Source organism: Chitinophaga agri (assembly GCF_010093065.1).
GTDB classification, from domain to species: domain Bacteria; phylum Bacteroidota; class Bacteroidia; order Chitinophagales; family Chitinophagaceae; genus Chitinophaga; species Chitinophaga agri.
The window spans coordinates 6,184,461-6,205,085 of sequence record NZ_CP048113.1; the positions used below are offsets into that span (position 1 = coordinate 6,184,461).

Genomic DNA, 20,625 nt, shown 5'->3' on the forward strand with positions numbered 1-20,625 from the left:
TTTTTATAGCGGTATAGATGGCTATACGAGAATTTTTATTGCTTATCCCACCAAACAGGGGTGGTCAAAGCGTTTGTGCCTTGTCTTGTAATGGCTTCCTGGTAATGAGTAGGGTTAGAGGCTGACTCTGTGGATGGATACAGCATTCTGCGTGGTATCTTTCCGCCAGTGGCATTACCTACATAGTTAACGGGAGTGAGTAGCGGATAACCACTTCTGCGCCAGTTAGACCATGTTTCGTACCAGTCGAGCAGGCTTGCTGCCCAGTATTGTGTATTGATCTGATTGTAACCATCAGCGTCAACATATGGATGTGCTGTCAGATAAGTCTGGATATCACCACTGCTGATGGCAGCATTAGCGCTGTATTGTGCCAGTTGCTCCATGGCTGCTTTTACACCATTGTTATAGTGAGTAGCGGCATCTGCACCTACGCTCCAGCCTCTTTTTGCGGCTTCAGCCAGCAAGAGTTCTGTTTGTGCATAAGTCAGCAGGAAGGTTGGCCCATTCAGTTTCAGTAACACATTTTTATTCAATACTGAATATTTCTTCAGATCGCCGGGATAGCCAGGCGCTTTGGTAATATCAGTAGGACTGCTGCTGCCATTGGTGTCATAACCATTCGGCATGCCCAGCTGGTCAGCAGGTACTTCACTGTTGCTGGCCGGAACCACAGCAATGTATTGCAGGCGTGGGTCGTTATTGTTTTTCAGGAAGTCCATGAACGTTTTGCTGATGCTGGCTTCACCTGGCGTATTGATCGCATTCCACTCACCGGAGAGGATATTGCTAACCCTGTTCACCGTAGTTCTGCCGCCTGTTGCATCATGTACGATAAATGCATTTTCCGCATTGGACGTGATCAGGCCACCTGCGTATGCTTTCTCTGCCCATGTCTTTGCGATGGTTGCATCTCTTTTGGTAAGACGCATAGACAGACGGAGCATCAGTGAATAAGCCAGTTTCTTCCAGTTGGTCACAACCTGTGTCGCGCTCTGGGAGCCGCCTTTGTTGTAGATGAGATCACCCTGTCCTGGTACCTGTTTGGTCGCGTCCAGTGCTTTGGCTGCTTCATCCAGTTCTTTCAGCATATCCATGTAGATATCCTGCTGTGCATCATACTTAGGTGTGAAGATGCGATCGCTGTAGCCTTTACCTGCTTCTGAGTAAGGAATGTCTCCATAAATGTCAGTCAGGCGGTGGAAGATCAGCACTTTTGCAATGCGGCTGATGTTGTAGAGGTTTGACTGGAAAGGATTGTCTTTCGTCACTCGTACCACATCTGCGATGTATTTGATCTGATCAGGGTAGGCACGTTCGAAGTATGCGCTGGCCCATCCGTCGTTCTGCTGATACTTGTCTCCTGCATACCAGGTAGCATTAGAAAGTTGTTGCATCATCATGGAGCAGTAGATGATATTTACGCGCCATGTTTCGTAACTGTAGTCGCTGTTACCAGTGAATTCCAGTAGGGCACGCGAGAAGTTAAATTCAGGTACACCACTGGCTTCGCCTGATTTATTCTTGTCTGTATTGATATCTTCGAAGTCCTTTGTACAGGCAGGCGCCAGCAATAAAGCAGGCAGGCACAGTACAAGTATGAGTTTATGCAGAGATTTCATGATTCCGGATTTTAGAATTTAACATTCAGGTTCACACCGAAAGAGCGTGTAGTTGGCAGACCCGCATATTCCAGTCCCTGTGCATTACTGTTGCTGTAGTTGGATTCAGGATCGATGTTGGGTGTAGACTTCTTAATGTAGAACAGGTTACGTCCTACCAGTGAGAGGCTGACACCATTCAGTCTGTTACCCAGTGCTGCTTTAGAGAAATCGTAAGTCAGCGCCAGGGAGCGGAACTTAATGAAGTCTGATTTGTATACCTGCAGCGCAGAAATAGTAGCCAGTCTGTTGTAGTAGTCATCTGCCACGATGGTGGTGGTTTTTGCTTCACCAGTCTCAGTAACACCGGTTACCACCACACCGCCTTCACGTCCTGTTAAGGTTTCTTTGTGCAGACCGTAGCTGTATGCATTGGCATTGGTGCCGGAATAGATCTTACCACCTGATTTGAAGTCAATGAGGAAGCTCAGGTGGAACTTACCGTAAGACAGTTCGTTGGTCCATCCACCGGTATAAGGCGCTACGCCTGTACCATGTGCAATGAGCGCATCTGTACGCTGTGGCACACCGGAAGCATCTACGATCAGGTCACCTTTGTCATTACGTTTGAAATCATAGACCATGATCTGAGAATAAGGTAAGCCTACTACGTGGTTGATGAAGCCGTCTTCCGTACGGGATTCACCACCTTCTACCAGCATGGAGTTCTGTCCTTCCGCCAGTTGAACAACTTTATTTTTGTTGTGCGCAAAGTTGAATACAGTGGTCCAGGAGAATGTAGCTGATCTGACAGGAGTACCACCGATCATCACCTCAATACCTCTGTTCTCCAGTTTACCAACGTTCACCAGTGCACTTGTATAGCCTGATCCGGAAGATACAGTAGCCGTTACGATATCGTTAGATGCCTGTTTGTTATACCAGCTGAAGTCTCCGAATAAACGGTTATCGAACAGTTTTACCTCAGCACCGATCTCCACCTCTTTTACCTTCAGTGGTTTCAGTTCCTTGTTAGGTATTTTACCGTCTATCTCTCCTAACGGAACGCCGTTGACAGTGTTACCGAGTGTACTGTAGTACAGGGCGGTTTTATACTCATCAGCGTCACCACCCACCTGTGCATAACCAGCTCTCAGTTTACCAAAGCTGAGCCATTTGGTTTTGATGCTTTCAGAGAACACATAAGACCCGCTGATGGATGGATAGTTGTAGGCGTTGTTTTTCTTTGGCAGTGTACTACTCCAGTCGTTACGGTCGGTCACTGTCAGGTACAATGTGCTGTTCCATGCCAGTTCAAGCGAGCCGTATACGGATTGCACTTCTTTGTTGTATTGTATAATATTACTGTTCTTGGTAGCAGCAGTAGATGGGTTATATACAAAAGGAAATGCGAAGTTGGAAGCAGTGACATCATTCACTTTATCTGTTTTCTTCAGCAGGTTTGCACCGGCGTTGAAGCTCACACTTAATTTATCAGTGATGTCTTTGTTGATACCGAGTAACGCGTCGATGTTCGTTTCATTGAACTGGCGGTTACGTTCCAGGTCCAGGCTACCATTAGGACGGTAAGCAGTACCGGTAGGTGTGATGGAAGTAGCATTAAAACCGAAGTAGTCATTGGCAACACGCGCCTGTACAAATAACCATGGAACGGGCGTGTAACGCAGGCTGGTTACACCCAGTACGCGGTCTTTCTTTGTGTTGTTCCGGAAGCGGTTCGCTGCGAAGAAAGGGTTTGTACTGAAGATATCACTGCTGTATACCTGTTCTCTGAACTGTCCGTCGTAACCCGGGTCCAGGTAGCTGGCAGCTACGTTGTTCGGCAGGAAGGCGATGGCGTAATTACCGTTACCGGGGGCATCACTCAGGTTAGAGCGGTTGTTAGTGACCTCTTTGGTGTAGATAACGTTTGTTTGTCCGCTGAATTTATCTGACAACTTGTAGTTGAGATCAATATTCACGTTGTCGCGGATATACTCTGTATTAGGGTAGATACCTTTACTGCGCAGGTCTCCCACAGCGACACGGTAGGTTGTTTTGTCGCTACCGCCGGCGATGGAAAGGGTGTTGCTGTAAGTGGTACCTGTTTTATAGAAGTCTTTAACAGGATTGCTTTGTTTAGCGTAAGGGCGTGAAACACCATCAAACATAGGAGTGGAAGAACCATCCAGTTTGCTACCCCAGCTGGACAGGCCGCTGTTGAGCGCAGATTGTTTGTCAGTTGGTTTAGCGCCTTTAATACCCTGACCATATACGTCCTGGAAATCGAAGAAATCATTGGCTTTATCGATGGTCACGTTGCTGTTCAGTTCTACGCGCATCTGACCGGCTTTACCCGATTTGGTGGTAATGAGGATCACACCATTCACACCACGCTGGCCATACAATGCAGATGCCGCAGCACCTTTCAGGATGGTCATATCTTCAATATCATCCGGGTTGATGCTGGAGATACCATCACCCAGGTCACTACCACCCCATTTACCAGCGGAACCAAGGTTTCCGTTATTCATTGGGATACCGTTCACTACATATAGAGGCTGGTTATTACCACTTAGGGAAGAGTTACCTCTGATGGTTACGCGGGAGGAACCACCGGGACCGGTAGAAGGAGGCGCACTGTTAACACCGGCTACGCGGCCTTCCAGTGCATTGGCCACACTGATCTCTCTTGCCTTGGTCATATCCGCACCCTGTACTTTAGATACGGCATAACCATTGCTTCTCGCTTCTTTACGTATACCCAGTGCAGTTACTACTACTTCATTGATATTAGCGACATCTTCGAGGAGGGTGACGTCAATGGATGCCTGTTCACCGGCAGGTATCTCCTGTGTGAGATAACCGATGAATCTGAATACGAGAATGTCTGTCGGGGATTTAACAGAGATAACAAACTTTCCGTCGGGACCTGTGGCAGTACCTGTCGTACTGTTCTTAACCAGTATGTTTACACCTGGGATGGGGTGGCCGTTTTTGTCCTTAACGACACCTCTCACCTGCTTCTGCTGCCTCATGGTGGAGAGGGGCATAGGAGCTGAAAATGCTGTCTGAGTGCCTTCAGTAAGCATCAGGCTAAGCATTACTCCTGCAGTAACGCATGCTTTGTTAAAGCGTAGTTTACGTCTCATAGATACACCTTTTGGTTGATGTGATTTGTTTTAACCCATTGACATAGTAAGGGCGTCTGGATGCGGGATGCATCCATGCATGCTTGTTCCAGAAGCCATCTATACTATTGCTGTGATACTTGTTTACTTCGGTTGATGAACGGCATAACAATTCCTATCGATGCGTTTGCACGCCCGTGAATGTTGTGATCTGATTTTAATTGATGTTAATAGTTACATGTTCATTACGTGATGCGTGGTCTTGTCCCTTTGTGTCTCAAACAAGTATTCCCTGCGCATAAAAAGGTGTCGTGCGGAAATTAAAATGGTACCATGTGCTGTGAAAAAAAATTATTGTTTGTCCCACCACAATCTGGTACCGCCGTTATCATCTCCCTTAAGCTTGCTCACAGCGCGTTTCACGCCGGCGGGATTTGTTGCATATTCAAACTGAATGAAAGGAATGCGGCGAATAAATGAGGCAGAGGAGATCTTGCCGCCGCTGTTATTAATAACAACCGGGAACAATTTTGGATAACCTGTACGCCGAAACTCAGACCAGGCTTCCTGTCCGTCGGGAAATGCAGCGATCCATTTCTGTGTAATGATACGCTCCAGCTTTTCATGTAAGGGTGCGTTGTGTGACCATTTAATCGTACACCTGCTCAGATAGAGACTACCGGCCGTGACATTATTGACAGCATTATAAGGGTCCGTATAGGGTTTGGGCGTGAGCGTGTCATTATTGATATATCCATTATAGGCGCCGGTAAGGTTATATTGTTTGAATGAGGCATAAACACCTTTTTCATAGTTCTCCCCGGCATCACCTGCGCCTTTCCATGAATACAATGCTGCTTCCGCCCGCAGGAACCATGACTCTGCTGCGGTGCAGAGTTGTATGCGCGAGGGCTGCCAGGCCAGTTTTGAAAATCCGGCGTAGATATCTTTACTGGTGATGATAATACCATTCCTGATACCATGATAAATTGAGTCTTTGCTATCCGCAGGAATGAAGTAATAAGGCAGCCGGGGATCACGATAACCACAGAGGAAAGACTCCATAGGCGCTCCCATTCTGATGTCATTCCAGGAATTGCAGATCACGTTCAGTGGGTGCGTAACAGGGGCGATATTAATATTAAAATTATCTTCATTTTCATTGAGCAGCCCATATGTCTGGTTCATCGCCGCTTCTCCTTCCTTTCTTGCCTTTGCCGGATCGGCGTTGGAGATACGTAGTGCCAGGCGCAGGCGTATCGTATTGGCCAGCCTGATCCATTTTATGTAGTCGCCACTATAGGAGAGATCAAACTTTTTAAACCGGCTGTCGGTAGCTGAGGCGGCATATTGACTTAGTGACGTAATAGCAGAATCCAGGTCTTTAAAGAATGCATCATAAGCTTCTTCCTGTGAATCGTAGTCAATACTTCGGTCAGCATTGATCACAGCATAATTTGTGTAAATAATGGGTCCGTATATATCGCTGACCCTGTGCATGGCCAGCACCCGTATGATCTGTGCCCAGGCGTAGAAGTCAGGGTACTTACCTCTGCACTTGTCCATTACAAACCGGCAGTTAGGCATCACGTTGCCGTAGGCAGTCAGCCAGGCATCATCATTCCAGGTATCCAGCAGGTCATAGGTAATGTTGTTACGGTTATCCTGAAAAGGGCTCGGTGTCATCATATACCCGGAGAAGACGTCTCCCATCAGGTTCTGCTGTAGTTGTGTGACGGACACGTCATTGCTGACGTAGATATTCAGCATGGATTGCACGAGCGGGTCGCCTATCAGTCTGAAGTCACCCTGCAATTCATCATCATACACGTCATAGGGGTTGGTATTGATACGTTCAAAGTTGCGCGTACAGGCAACCGGCAGTATCAATAATGATAGCAGTATCATTATTGCCGTAACAGATCTTCCTTTACTCATTCATAAGCTCTTTTTATAGAACCAGTTTAATGTTGGCGCCCATGCTTCGTAAGGCAGATACGCCAAATGCGTCTATTCCCTGCAGTCCGTTACCGCTGCTCATTGAGATCTCCGGATCGAAAGGTGAGTGGATGCTGAAGAAGCAGAGATTCCTGCCGATCAGTCCCACCTGCAGCTTATCGATCCATTTACTCTTTAACGGTAATTTGCAGGTAAGTGACATTTCTCTTAACCTGATGTTTGTGGCATCGTACATGTACATTTCTCCGATGCCTGCCCGCCCGCCTATCGTAGCGTAGTATTTGCGTTCATCATATGTAGTGGTGAGCGGGGTGCCGTTTTCATATATTGCGTTGATAGTTACGCCGCCTGCATCTCTGGCTTTTGCACTGGCCTCACTGACACCATAGGCGTCCAGCACGGAATTGGTCACACTCATGACCTTACCGCCGAAACGCCCATCTATCAGGAAGCTCAATGAAAAACTCCGGTAGGTGAGTGAGTTGTTCCATCCCAGCATAAACCGTGGATTGGGGTTGCCCACCTTTTTAAATACATTGCGTGTTTCAAGATTTCCTCTGCTGTCAATTACATACTGACCTTTCTCATTCCTGTATAATTCCTTATTGGTATAGATATCTCCCCAGGAGCCACCTTCTTTGATAAATGACCCGTACATGTTGGTCATGAAATCAGTCAGGATGTAGTAGTTATCAGGTCCTGCTCCGGGTATGCTGTTATTACTGAGTGTAACGACCTTGTTATTGTTAATGGTGAAGTTGAACGTGCTGCTCCATTTAAAATGCGTGTGTTGTACAGGTACGAGATTCAGTGCAGCTTCCCATCCCTGGTTCTGGATATTGCCGAGATTCAGGTAGTAGAACAGATAGCCGGAACCTGATGGCGCACGTACTTCCATGTACTGCTGATAGTTGTTGTTCTTGTACCAGGTAAGGTCTACACCTATACGGTCCTGCAGGAAGCGTACTTCAGCCCCGGCTTCCAGCGACCGGTTGTCTTCCGGTTTCAGATAGATACCGGGGTAGGGGGCGCGTGTATTGAAATTGACACGGGTTACACCGCCTGTCGTCTGTAACAGAAAGCGCGCAGGGCGGGAGGCATAGGGGGCAATATCATTACCAGCCCTGGCATAGGAAACACGTACTTTGGCAAAGCTTACAGGTGCCGGAAGGGAGAACCACTCGCTTAGTATGGAACTGATGCCAGCAGAATAATAAAAATATCCTTTGGCTTTGATGGGTGTAAATGCGAAGGTGCTGGACCAGTCGTTGCGGCCTGTCAGGTCGAGGAAAAGCCTTTGCTTCCAGTTAAGCTGCGCACTGCCAAAGATGGCCTGTAACTGTTTTTTATCTATACTCTGCTGGGCGTCTAAAGCACTGGGGGAAATATTGGTGACGGAGAAGATGTTGGGTACGATCAGTCCTTCCGCGGCGGTGGGGTTGGTACTGATCAGGGAACGGTCGTGTGCCCTTACATCTGTGATGCTGACACCCAGCATGGTCTGTAGTTTGAACTGGGGCGACAACTGTTTGCTGGCGGTCAGCATCATATCCGCATACAGTTGTGTGTTACGTTCTGTTTCACGGGTAAATCTGCCATTCGGTGGACTTAGCACCTGTTGCGTACCCGCGTGTGCTGACATCTGATAGTGATCATCACTTCTGTCTATATTACCCCTGACCTGTAAAGACAGCCAGTCAGTCAGCCTGTATTTCATCGTCACGGAAAACATGCTGCGATACCTGTTTTCCTTCCGTTGTGTTTTGTATTGTATCCAGTAAGGATTCTGTTGATCGTCCATTCCCGGCCAGTTCAGGTCACTGTGGATGTTCCACCAGTTCTGTAAAGGCAGGTTACGGTTGGTATCAAAGTACTGGTATGTTTTATAGTTGTCGAAGTCGAGTCCGCGGGGAAGGTTGTACAACCCCGTTAATGCGTTGTAGTAAAGGCCGGAGGACGGTCTGTTCAGGATATCCTGAATGAGATAGGAGAAGTTTGCATCGACAAACAGCTTCTTTTTAAGCAGGTGGGCAGTTAAACGAGTATTAAATGTGTGTCGCTGCAGGTGACTGGCCGGCAGTATGCATCTGTTCATGGTATTAGCATACGAGAGGTAGTATTGCGTGTGCTGGGTGCCACCACTGCAGGAGATACCGTTGGTAGAGGTCAGTCCCGTACGGAAGAAGTCTTTCACATGGTTGGGCGCATCTGCTTTACCACCCCAGCTATCAGCAGAGCCGGGCTGCAGGTTATCTTTATCATCTTTATAGGGACGGATGGTTTGTCCGTAGCGGAACTGGAGATCAGGCAACAGCATGGGCGCATCCACCATCAGATCAGAGGAGACATTGATATGGGCCTTACCTGCCAGTCCTTTTTTAGTGGTGATCATGATCACGCCATTAGCCGCCTGACTACCATATAAAGCGGCAGCGGAAGCACTTTTCAGGATGCTGATGCTTTCAATATCGTCGGGATTTATATTAGAGATACCATCACCACCATCCCTGCCACCATTGCCTACAATGCCGGATGATTGTCCCCAGATATCATTGGGTTGTGACGGCGTGAAGTTGGCCATAGGTACACCATCAATGATATACAGCGGCTGGTTCTCACGGGTGGATTTATTTCCCCTGAGTATTACGCGGGCAGAGCCACCTATACCGGAGGCGCTCCTGTTGATCATCACACCGGCAATCTTACCGGAAAGGCTGTTGATCACATTTGCATCTTTCACGGTGGCAATATCTTCACTCATGAGCTGACCGGTAGCGTAGGAGAGTTCCTTATTGCTTTTGGGAATACCCAGGGCAGTCACGACCTGTTCATTAAGGCCCTGTACACTTTCAGTGAGGGTGACATCTATCAGCTGGCGTTCACTGATACAGACCTCCTTATTCAGGAAGCCTACAGAGCGGAAGACCAGTACATCAGAGGGGGCGGCTTTCAGGCTGTAATAGCCTTCATCGTCGGTATGTACACCTTTATGGGAATCCTTGACGAGGATAGTGGCACCAGGCACCGGGCGGCCGTGAGCGTCCTGCACGCGGCCGGCTATCTGGATGTGATCATTGCTGCTGCTGACGGTACTACCATGATCTGTTATTTCAGGCATATCGGCCCATACAATGATCTTGTCACCCTTGATGAGGAAGGAGAGACCCGTGCGTACGGACAGTTTGGTCAGTACATCCTGTACGGGCAGGTCTTTGCAATGCAGGGATATCTTCCTGTGCAGGTCAATAGCTGTTTTGTCGTAGTGGAAATTGAGTCTGCTTTGCATGGAGATATCCGCCATGATCTCAGCAAGGGACTTATCGGCGGCGGTAAGAGTGATACACTGAAGGCAGGGTGTTGATTGTTGGGCACGCAGGGGAGTGATTCCCGTCAATGAGGCCATTAACAGGGAGCTGGCAATAATACATACTTTACAGAAGTATGATTTTCCCCTCATATAGCCCTATTTACGTTTAAATACAAAAGCAGCTTCAGTGATCAAGGATTGTGGGTCCGTTGCCGGACGATTATGCAATCAGCATTATTTATTTTTTAGTAGCACAGTGTCCTTTCCGATGGTATAGGAAAGTGATTCTGTCAGACAAATGGTTTCAATCACATTTGCCAGGGTTTCCTGTTTAAAATTGCCGGTATAGGTCCAGTCTTTCCTGCCGCTTTCATTGATGATCGTTACGCCATATCTGTTTTCAATGGCGATACGTACCTGTTCATAGGAAGCGTCTTTAAAGATGAGGTAACCTTTTTGCCAGCCTATCGTTTCTTCCGCGTTAAAGTTTGTTTTAATGACATGGAGCGAACGGCGGTCAATGCTGGCCTGTTCACTGGGCTGTAAGATAACCGGCGGCTGGGATGTGGTGGTTACTTTTACCTTACCGGTCACGAGTGCGACGGTGATCTGTTGTTCGTGCGGATAGGCACGTACATTGAATGTGGTACCGAGGGCGGTCGTGCTGACGTTGCCTGCGTGTACGGTAAATGCATTTTCAGGTACCGGGGCTGCGTCAAACCAGGCTTCCCCTTCTTCCAGGTAGATATCGCGGGTGTTACCAGTAAAATGCGCTGCGTAACGTATCCTGGTAGCGGCATTGAGCATGATCTTACTGCCGTCTTCTAATATGACCTGTTCCCGGTTACCTTTAGGATTGTTAATGGTGATAAAGCCATCAGCGACGGTACGGGTGCTTTCGATGATCTTTCCTGCCAGCGGCTGTTCAGGCGCGGCAGGATTGGCTGCACGTTGTTTTAACTGAAAGAACCAGGTAGCTGCTGCTACCAGCAGGGTAACGGCGGCGGCCACATAGTACCAGGAACGCGCGATGCTGCGTACCGGGGTGGCAGGTTGTATCTGGCTGATGAGCGTACGGTGTACTGTGGAGAGGTCCTGCCGGATCTCCTGCTCGCTTTTAGGCGACGTATATTGGTCTCCAATGCTGTCGAACCACTGTTCGATGACTACTGTTTCTTCCGGGGTGCATTGGCCTTCGTTATAACGTTCTAATATTTTCCTGATCTGATCTTGCTCCACTGCTTGCAATTTTGAAATGTCCCAATGATAATCTGATGTCGTACCAGAGAGCGATAGGTACCATTACTCTGTAAAAAATGAGTACAGGGCCTGTGATGTGAGTAGAAACAGCACGAGGTCTGTTCTGGCATGATTAGCACGAAGTATCTTAAGGGCTTTGGTTATTTGATTTTTAACGGTTTGCTGTGAAAGTCCGAGTCTGACTGCAATTTGCTCAACTGTCTGATGTTCAATGCGGCTGAGCATGAATATCTCTTTCATACGTTCGGGCAGATGGTTGATGGTCTCAAACACATCCTGCGTACGGGCCTTGCTGTCAACCAGTTCGGCAATGCCGCCGGGTTGTACATCAAAGTGTTCAATCAGTTGCTGGAGATATTTGCGGTAGGTGGAGTTTTTACGGTAGATGTCGATGATCTTGTGTCTGGCAGACTGGTAGAGGTAAGACTTCAGCGATTCGTTAATGCTGATGGAATGGCGTCTTTCCCACAGGGAAGTGTATAGGTCCTGGAGGACGTCTTTACCGGCTTCAGCGCCGTCTATTTTGCTGAGAATGTAGAGGTACAGGGGATGACTATAACGCTCGTAAATAACGTTAAAAGCGTCTACACTGTCTTGTTGAAGCAGCAATAGTAATTCTTGGTCAGTATAATTACTATACATGGAATACAGCAAATAGATTTTGGTTGATAAATGGCTTATTATCAGCGAATAACTCCATTTATGTCGGCATGTTCAGTTATCAGCCGCAAGGAAATTAATACATTTTAATCAATTACCAAACAATTTGCAATACGTTATCCCGGCCATGGTGCTTACCTGGCTGAAGATCAATCAATAGCCTTACTGTTTTTAGCAGTAAGGCTTTATAAGCGTATCTTTTACGCTTCTTTCAGTCTTAGTTCGTTCTTATATTCCTTTGGCGTTTTACCCACAATCTCTTTGAAGAAGCGATTAAAGTTGGACAGATTTTTAAATCCGCAGGAGTAGGCGATTTCCGCGATAGACCAGTCTTCCTCTGTCAGTCGTTTACAGGCGTGCCCGATACGGACTTCATTCAGGAACTGCACAAATGATTTCTTTGTACGGTTCTTAAAGAAGCGGCAGAAGGATTGCGGAGAAAGGTTGGTAATACTGGCTACATCCTGGAGGGAGATCTCTTTCGAGAAATTTCCCATTACGTATTTAAATACCTCATCGATCTTGTGGTTATCTTTTGCATTGAATGCATGTGAGTAACCAGTGCTGGCAAGGTATTGTACGTCTTTGGTCTCTGCTAATATTTTAAGGATGCCAAGCAGGGAAATGATACGTTCCAGCCCTTCTTTTTTCGGCAGGGAGAGGATTTGTTCCTTCAGCAGGTCATAGGTAGGACCCAGTATCTTCATGCCTCTTTGTGCCCTGTGAAACAGATCGGTCAGTGATTTGGTCTCCGGCAGCCCATAGAACTTCTCACCAAAGATGTCTTTGGGAAAGTAGATCACGACTGAACGAGCCTTCAGCTGCTCATTGTTCTTGTGGTAGCTTTCGTCATTGTACCATACGTGTGGAATGTGCGGTCCCAGAAATACCATGTCGCCCACATCAAAACTCTCAATGCTGTCGCCAACGATTCGCTTACCATTGCTTTCCATGACAAATACCAGTTCACATTCCGGATGAAAGTGAAAAGGAGTATTAAAATAAGGATCACATCTCTCAATGATGGTGATCTGATTGTCGGCAAATGCCCCCACTTTTATAAGAATGGGTTTCATGTAATTATAGATTTAAACTTCCCTTGAACCCTTATGATGACTCTCGAAACAGTAGTATAAAACGATCCTGTGGCTATTATGACCCTGTCACAATTCATATGACAGCATTTGAAAATCCCCCTGACAGAACTTTTTCTCAGAAAGTGCCAAATTATCAAATTTTGGTTAAAAAAACATCACATGTTCGTAATAATCACAGGCAAAAAATGGGGATGATAATATTATTTTATTTGGCAATCTGCAGTTAAGAGTCTAATTTTCTAACGAATATCAAACCAAATCTGAATTTCGTGAAAGGAATATCCATTAAAGATATTGCCCAAGAGGCAGGTGTTTCTCCTACAACAGTTTCTTTTGTATTGAATGGTAAAGGAAAGGAAAAAAGAATCAGTGAACAGGTCAGCAAGAGGATCCTGAAGATAGCCGGAAAACTGAAGTATAAGCCCAACCAGCTTGCCAGGGGATTACGCACAGGTAAGACAAAAACGATCGGATTAATGGTAGAGGATATTGCCAACATCTTTTTTGCCAACGTGGCCAAGGTCGTGGAAGACGAAGCAGATAAGTTCGGTTATAAGGTGCTTTTCGGCAGCACGGAAGACAATGAGGAGAAAGCCAAGGGTTTGCTGGAAGTACTGCGCTATCGCCAGGTAGATGGATATATTATTACGCCTACACTCAATCTTGATAAAGAAATTGCCTCGCTCCAGAAGCCGGTAGTGCTGATGGACCGTTATTTTCCCAATATCGCAGATTCCAACTATGTAGTAGTTGATAACTTCCAGGGAGCCTATACTGCTGTAAGCCATCTTGTAGAGCAGGGATATAAGAATATCGGTATCATAACCACCACCTCTGCTCAGATACAGATGCAACAGCGCCTGGACGGCTTTGTAGATGCCCTCCAAAAGCATGGTTTGCCGGCGGGTAAGGAGGTGATCAAACGACTGCCTTTTGACCTGGACCGGGCTGGATTTATCCAGGAGATCACCCTGTACCTGCAAAACAATAAGAACCTGGATGCACTGTTTTTTGCCACTAACTATCTGGGTATCTGTGGAATAGAAAGTATTCGCTCCATCGGGCTGCATATCGGCACAGATATCGGTATGGTAAGCTTTGATGATCATGATATCTTCCGCCTGCATAGCCCGTCTATTACGTGCGTGGCACAGCCGGTAGAAGAAATTGGCCGCCGACTGATACATATGCTGATTGCAGAACTGGAACAAACCACAGAGACACACAATCCACAACACGTAGTACTCTCACTTGAGCTCAGAAAAAGAGAATCTTCCACGCCAGCTGTTCATCATTTAAATGCCTGATCACGGCCTGTATTTAGGGTGCGAACTGATACTATGGTATCAATTACTTGATCATTTTTCAAAAAACAGGGCATTTTAAATAGTATTTTTTACGCTTATTGCATTCAATGGTCTTTTCATGTGATGATTTTACACCTATTGTATGTTATCACGTATGAATATAACACCAACGTGTCATTTCATTGGTGGCGAACTACTGTATTTTTACCGAACTGTAAGCAAACGAGAACTAAAACGTTTTACAACCACTTGTTGAACGAAAAACGAACTATCAACTAGCAATAAATACAATCAACTAGAACATAATAATCCACTATACAATTATTCAGGACTCGGGAAATTTCTAAATAATTAATTAAAAACAAAAAAGGGACAACACGGAAAAACAAACGGGAGCTGCTTAGCCGTATACCCACACGTATACTGGTTTAACTGGTTGCATTGTCATATTTTTTTATATCCACATTCATCATCAATCTATTTGAACTATGAGAAGATTACTGATCTTTTTATCGCTATTCCTATGCGTATACATGAGTGTATCCGCCCAGGATAAACAGGCGGTATCAGGTACTATCAGAGACGCAGAAGGTAATCCACTGCCTGGCATTACGGTCCTCGAGAAAGGCACTAAAAACGGCGCACTTACAGATGCTGCCGGTTCCTTCAGATTTCAGGTCAACCCCAAATCTGTGCTGGTATTTTCCGGAATCGGATTTATCACACAGGAAATAGCTTTAAATGGCAATGGTTCTCTTAATGTGAGCATGGCTGTAGATAACAAGAACCTCGGTGAAGTAGTTGTAACGGCATTGGGTATCAAACGTGAAAAGAAAACACTGGGTTACGCGCTGCAGGAAGTAGGTGGTGAACAACTGGTAGCCGCAAGAGAATCTAACCTGGCTAATGCCTTTACCGGTAAAGTAGCTGGTTTACAGGTATTACGTTCCAGTAACGGTCCTGCTGGTTCCACCAAAATTAACCTGCGTGGTAACAACTCACTGACAGGTACTAACCAGCCCCTGATCGTAGTGGATGGTATTCCACTGGATAACTTCACTGGTGCTACGAACAACGACTACTGGAACCCATCTAAAGACATGGGTAACGGTCTGGCAGATATCAACCCTGATGATATTGAATCTATGTCAGTGCTGAAAGGCCCTTCTGCTGCTGCACTGTACGGTTCCCGTGCTGGTAATGGTGTTATCCTCATTACTACCAAAACAGGTAAAAAACAGAAAGGTGCTGGTATCACCTATACTTCCCAGGTAGGTTTCTCCGAAATCTTCGCAACGCCTGACAGACAAAACACTTTTGCACAGGGTGCTGAAGGTGTTTTCCAACCAGAAGGTACGAGCAGCTGGGGACCAGCTATCGCAGGCCAGAGCGTTACTGACTGGTCTGGTAAACAAGTAAACCTGCAGTCATATGATAACGTGAAGAATTATTTTGACAAAGGGTTTAACTTTAAGAATACGATCTCTTTCCAGCAACAGGTAAGTGAAGGTACTTCCATCTATACTTCCATTACGCACCTGACTGACAAAGGTATTATCCCGGGTGCAAAATTAAATCGTACTAACCTGACTGCCCGTGCAGTATCGCGTTTTGGTGCTAACAAACGCTGGACAAGCGATACCAAGGTTCAGTACATCAATTCAAGAGCAAATAACCGTCCGCAGAATGGTGATAATACCAGCAACGTATTCCGTACGATCTACATGCTGCCTGTAAACATCGATATCAGAGACTTCAGTGCGGCAAAAAGAGACAATGGTAAAATGTTATGGTATGGTTCCGGTAATGCGGTAAACCCATACTGGAGCAAACTGTATGACCTGAATGAAGACATCAGAGATCGTTTCCTGATGACGGGTTCATTAAAATATGACTTTACTTCCTGGCTGAATGCAGAGTTAAAAGCAGGTGCTGATATCTACGGTACTAATGCAGAAGCAAAACGTTACGCAGGTAGCCCTTCTCCTGCAAACGGAAGCTACAGCCGCAGCAAAGAGACTTTCTCTGAGGTGAACTACAGTGCATTGCTCTCTGCCCGTAAAGACAACGTGTTCGGTAAACTGGGTGGTGCGATCACCGCTGGTGGTAACCTCATGAAACAACAGCGTGACCGTCTGGATGCAAGTGTTGGTGAACTGCAGATCCCTGACTTCTTTTTCCTGAACAACGGTAAATCTAATCCAAGCATTACACCGTCTTCTTCTGAAAAGAAAATCAACTCAGTATATGGTACTATCGGTGTAAACTGGGATGCTTACTGGTTTGTAGACGTAACACTGCGTAACGACTGGTCTTCTGCGCTGAGCAAAGCAAACAGATCTTACTTCTATCCGTCTTTCAGTACTTCCCTGATTGTGACTGATATGATCAGCCGCCTGGGTGGTGAAGTGCCTACCTGGATCTCTTATGGTAAAGTACGTGCATCTTATGCACAGGTTGGTAATGACCTCGCACCATACAGCCTGTACAATACCTATGAAGTAAGTAAAGACCCTAACGGTAATACTGTTGTAAAAAGAAAGAACATTCTGTTCGATCCGAACGTAAGAAGTGAGTTGATCAAATCTGCGGAAATTGGTGCTGAACTGAAACTCTTCAACAACCGTCTGAGTGTAGATTTCGCATGGTATAAAACCAACGCTACCCGTCAGCTGATCGACCTGCCAATGGACCCACTGAGTGGCTATTCCAGCAAAAAGATCAACGCGGGCGATATCGAGAACAAGGGTATTGAGCTGATGCTGAATGCACGTGTCGTAGATAATCCAAAAGGTTTATCATGGGACCTGGGTGCTAACTTCTCTAAAAACAAGAACACAGTTAATGAGATCGCACCAGGTATCGAACTGTATTCTTTAGGTGGATTTGACGATGTGCAGATCTATGCTAAAGCTGGTGAGAAATACGGTGAGATCTATGGTACTGCTTTCCAACGCGTAACTGACGCAAATAGCCCTGCTTACGGTAAGATGATCGTGAATGCAAGTGGTTATCCATTAGCAACCGCTGGTAAAGTGAAACTAGGTAATCAGCAGCCAGATGCTATGCTGGGTATCACCAACACCTTCTACTATAAAAACCTGTCACTGGGCTTCCAGGTAGATGGTCGTTTCGGAGGTAAAATGTTCTCTGGATCCCTGTCTGGTTTACAAAGAGCTGGTGCCGCTGCAGAGACAGTTGTAAATGGCAAACGTGATGATATTATCGTGGATGGTGTGATCTTCAACGATGTAACTAAAGCATACGATCAGAACACAGTTGCTGTAAGACCAGAACAATACTGGGCAAATGCACTGAATGGTACTAACGTAGGTATCGTTGAGAACAACCTGTACGATGCATCTAACATCCGTCTGAGAAATCTGAACATCAGCTACAACCTGCCTTCTAAATTCCTTTCAAGAACACTTGTACAGAGAGCCAGTGTAGGTCTCTCCTGTAACAACGTTTGGCTGATCTCCAGTCACATGAAAGGTATAGATCCGGAGTCTGTATATGCAACCAACACAAACGCGATAGGATTTGAAGCGGGTAGCGCACCTACTTCACGCACTTTCCTGTTCAATGTATCTGTTAGTTTCTAATTGCTGAAAAAAAGAATTTATGAAAAGTATAATAAAGAGTGCTTGTATATTAATGGCCGGTAGCATGCTGTTTCAGTCATGTTCCAAATTCGAGGAGATTAATAATGATCCGAATTCCGCAAACGAAAATCAGGTAGAAGTTGAATATGCCATCAATGGTTCCATTACAGGAGCACAGATGAATCCGGATGTGGCAGAACGTTCCTTCGTACTTTACTGGAAGACCGCAGGTCGTCAGCACAGACAGGGCGGTTTATCAAGCGGTGGCTATGATGATGGCTGGACAACAGCATATTACAACCAGGTATCTGGCTGGCTGAATGGTGTAAACCTGGCCGTGCAACTGGCGGAATCAAGAATTGCCAATAACACAGCGAAACCTCATACAAAAAACCTGTTGCAGGTAGCACGTATCTGGAGGGCTTATCTGCTGAGTGAAGCATCTGATAACTTTGGACCAATGCCGATAGAAGGCTTCCAGGGTGTGAATCCTCAGTTTGTGAGTGTTAAGGATGTGTATTATTACGCACTGAAAGAATTAACTGAAGCAGTTGCGGCGATCGATGAGTCTATTGCGAATGCAGATGGACTGAGCAGCTTTGATCCTGCATTTGGTTATAACTACAACAAATGGAAACGTTATGCTAACTCGCTGCGTATGCGTTTGGCAATGCGTTTATCAGAAGTAGATGCACAAAAAGCAAAGACTGAGTTTGAAGCAGCAGCGGCAAGTGGCTTGCTGATCACAGATGCTGATCATACATTTAAAGTACAGGAAAAACCAGGATGGGATGACCTGACGGGTGTCATGAGCCGTGAGTGGAATGCGCAGTTACTGTCTGCCACACTGAACAACCTGTATATTGGTCTGGGAGGCGTTACTTCTGAGCAACTGTTACCAGATTCGCTGCATTCCCATATTAAGCCAGCAAATTATATCGGTCTGAAGTTTGCAGATCATATGGCATCTATGAGTAATGAGCCAACCATTGGATACTGGTTTGATGGTTTACATGCGGTGATCGACCCACGTGCTTACAAAACCTTCATTATTCCTGGTCAGTTCAATAATCCTGATTTCTCTCCGTATCCAACTTATACCAATGATGCGAAAACTGTAAAACGCAACATGGATGGTTATGGTGAGGTAGATGCATCATTTACCTGGAATGCCGCTACAACAGGTGACTGGGGTACAAAAGGAGCGAAAAACTTCCTGTATACTTACCCAGGTACGAACCCTCGTCTGGCACAACGTTTCAGGAACAGCACTTCACAACGTATCTTCTTCGGACCATGGGAAACCTATTTCCTGCTGGCTGAAGGTGCTGTGAGAGGCTGGGCTACACCAGTAGCAGCACAGGCCGCGTACGAAACAGGTATTGCAAAGAGTTTCGAATACTGGGGCGTAACAGATTATCTGTCTGCCTACCTGACTTCCGATTCATACAATAACGCGGGTACTTCTGTAAGATGGACACATACAGCAGAACCAGGTGCGTCTCATACAATGAATTATATTGATGCTTACACCAAGGCGCCAGGTACAGCGAATATCCTGTATCCTTCCAATACCCTGTATAAAGCAGGTGCTGTGAAGAATGACGCGTTGACCAAGATCATCACACAGAAATTCATTGCTCAGGTGCCATGGTTACCACTGGAAGCATGGAATGATCAGCGCAGACTGGGCCTGCCATTCTATGAGAATCCGGCTATTGAGCGTCCGCTGCCAAATCTGCCAGGACTGACGGCGAGCAATTACATGACCAGTGATATTAAGTTCTTCCCACAGCGTATCAGATACCCAAGCAGCCTGGCTAACAGCAATGCGGCCGGTTATGAGCAGGCAGTATCACTCCTCGGAGGAGCAGATGCTGTACTGACACCGCTCTGGTGGGCTAAACACTAAAAATATAATTTAGCACAATAAAAAAGCCTCATGCTCGTTGCATGGGGCTTTTTTATTACATGTTTTAATTGTATCTTGCCCAGACGTGAAAAACTAAGGAATAGTCAACCGGATCATCTTAATTTCTATGGAAGCCTGAGTACCAGTCATACCTACTCTGCATCTTCATTGACGATCTGATGTGCTGTTATGAGAAAACGAAAGTCACTATGCCTAAAAAATTTGTGTGGGTCCTGTTATTTGGGCTGCTATCCTTACAAACCATTACGACACAACTGATAGCCAGCACCGGAGAGAACACAGGCGGAAGATTAAAAGATTATAAGGGAAAGTTGCATACTATAAAGCCGAAGGGAAAAGCAGTGGTCTATCTGTTTCTTTCTCCGGAATGTCCGTTGTGTAAAAACTATGCACCGGTGTTACAGGCATTGCAAAAAAAATATCCTGAGGTGCAGTTCTACGGGATCGTTAGTGGTAAGACATTTACCAGAGCGCTGGTTGGCGAATACGCGAAAGATTATAAGATCACTTTTCCGATACTGATGGATCCTGATAAACAGGTAGCTGAGTATATGAGAGCGACCGTTACACCTGAAGCTTTGCTGATAGGAGAGAACGGAAAGGAATATTACCGCGGCCTGATAGACGACTGGGTAACTGGTTTAGGTACCAAGCGTGCAAAGGCGAGCAGGAAATACCTGGAGCTGGCAATAGAGAACCTGTTGTCCGGAAGTGAGTTGACTTATTCGACACAACCTATTGGTTGTCTTATCAGTAATTATTAAT

Annotated in this window: 11 protein-coding genes; 4 read left to right on the plus strand and 7 right to left on the minus strand. The window is 46.0% G+C overall.

Going from position 1 to position 20,625, the window contains the following annotated elements:
• Positions 1-35: 35 nt before the first annotated feature.
• The 7 genes from GWR21_RS24850 to GWR21_RS24880 form a co-directional block, all read right to left on the minus strand.
• Positions 36-1,622: a SusD/RagB family nutrient-binding outer membrane lipoprotein gene (locus GWR21_RS24850; protein ID WP_162334349.1), complete on the minus strand. Its 1,587-nt coding sequence runs from the start codon at positions 1,620-1,622 to the stop codon at positions 36-38.
• A gap of 11 nt (positions 1,623-1,633) precedes the next feature.
• Complete coding sequence (locus GWR21_RS24855; protein ID WP_162334350.1) at positions 1,634-4,753, minus strand: SusC/RagA family TonB-linked outer membrane protein; 3,120 nt, start codon at positions 4,751-4,753, stop codon at positions 1,634-1,636.
• A gap of 330 nt (positions 4,754-5,083) precedes the next feature.
• Complete coding sequence (locus GWR21_RS24860) at positions 5,084-6,670, minus strand: SusD/RagB family nutrient-binding outer membrane lipoprotein (RefSeq protein WP_162334352.1); 1,587 nt, start codon at positions 6,668-6,670, stop codon at positions 5,084-5,086.
• Between the two features lie 13 nt (positions 6,671-6,683).
• Positions 6,684-10,148 (minus strand): SusC/RagA family TonB-linked outer membrane protein, encoded by a 3,465-nt coding sequence (locus GWR21_RS24865; RefSeq protein ID WP_162334354.1) that lies wholly within the window; start codon positions 10,146-10,148, stop codon positions 6,684-6,686.
• 84 nt (positions 10,149-10,232) lie between these two features.
• Positions 10,233-11,237, minus strand: coding sequence for a FecR family protein (locus GWR21_RS24870; protein WP_162334355.1), 1,005 nt, complete (start codon positions 11,235-11,237; stop codon positions 10,233-10,235).
• A 63-nt stretch (positions 11,238-11,300) separates the two neighbouring features.
• The gene (locus GWR21_RS24875) at positions 11,301-11,867 is read right to left on the minus strand and encodes an RNA polymerase sigma factor (protein ID WP_162334357.1); all 567 of its coding nucleotides are present in this window, start codon (positions 11,865-11,867) and stop codon (positions 11,301-11,303) included.
• A gap of 251 nt (positions 11,868-12,118) precedes the next feature.
• The gene (locus GWR21_RS24880) at positions 12,119-12,994 is read right to left on the minus strand and encodes an AraC family transcriptional regulator (RefSeq protein WP_162334358.1); all 876 of its coding nucleotides are present in this window, start codon (positions 12,992-12,994) and stop codon (positions 12,119-12,121) included.
• Between the two features lie 290 nt (positions 12,995-13,284).
• Between GWR21_RS24880 and GWR21_RS24885 the strand changes: the two genes are divergently transcribed.
• The 4 genes from GWR21_RS24885 to GWR21_RS24900 all read left to right on the plus strand — a co-directional run bounded on the left by GWR21_RS24885 (position 13,285) and on the right by GWR21_RS24900 (position 20,624).
• Positions 13,285-14,322, plus strand: a complete 1,038-nt coding sequence (locus GWR21_RS24885) for a LacI family DNA-binding transcriptional regulator (RefSeq protein ID WP_162334360.1) — start codon at positions 13,285-13,287, stop codon at positions 14,320-14,322.
• A gap of 488 nt (positions 14,323-14,810) precedes the next feature.
• The gene (locus tag GWR21_RS24890) at positions 14,811-17,927 is read left to right on the plus strand and encodes a SusC/RagA family TonB-linked outer membrane protein (protein ID WP_162334362.1); all 3,117 of its coding nucleotides are present in this window, start codon (positions 14,811-14,813) and stop codon (positions 17,925-17,927) included.
• 19 nt (positions 17,928-17,946) lie between these two features.
• Positions 17,947-19,839 (plus strand): SusD/RagB family nutrient-binding outer membrane lipoprotein, encoded by a 1,893-nt coding sequence (locus GWR21_RS24895; RefSeq protein ID WP_162334364.1) that lies wholly within the window; start codon positions 17,947-17,949, stop codon positions 19,837-19,839.
• Positions 19,840-20,048: 209 nt separating this feature from the next.
• Entirely contained in the window at positions 20,049-20,624 is a 576-nt protein-coding gene (locus GWR21_RS24900; protein ID WP_162334365.1) for a redoxin domain-containing protein, read from the plus strand.
• Position 20,625 lies beyond the last annotated feature (1 nt).

Coding starts and splice junctions, on each gene's coding strand:
- GWR21_RS24850 (WP_162334349.1), bottom strand. CDS start 1,622: ATGAAATCTCTGCATAAACTCATACTTGTACTGTGCCTGCCTGCTTTA.
- GWR21_RS24855 (WP_162334350.1), bottom strand. CDS start 4,753: ATGAGACGTAAACTACGCTTTAACAAAGCATGCGTTACTGCAGGAGTA.
- GWR21_RS24860 (WP_162334352.1), bottom strand. CDS start 6,670: ATGAGTAAAGGAAGATCTGTTACGGCAATAATGATACTGCTATCATTA.
- GWR21_RS24865 (WP_162334354.1), bottom strand. CDS start 10,148: ATGAGGGGAAAATCATACTTCTGTAAAGTATGTATTATTGCCAGCTCC.
- GWR21_RS24880 (WP_162334358.1), bottom strand. CDS start 12,994: ATGAAACCCATTCTTATAAAAGTGGGGGCATTTGCCGACAATCAGATC.
- GWR21_RS24890 (WP_162334362.1), top strand. CDS start 14,811: ATGAGAAGATTACTGATCTTTTTATCGCTATTCCTATGCGTATACATG.
- GWR21_RS24895 (WP_162334364.1), top strand. CDS start 17,947: ATGAAAAGTATAATAAAGAGTGCTTGTATATTAATGGCCGGTAGCATG.
- GWR21_RS24900 (WP_162334365.1), top strand. CDS start 20,049: ATGCCTAAAAAATTTGTGTGGGTCCTGTTATTTGGGCTGCTATCCTTA.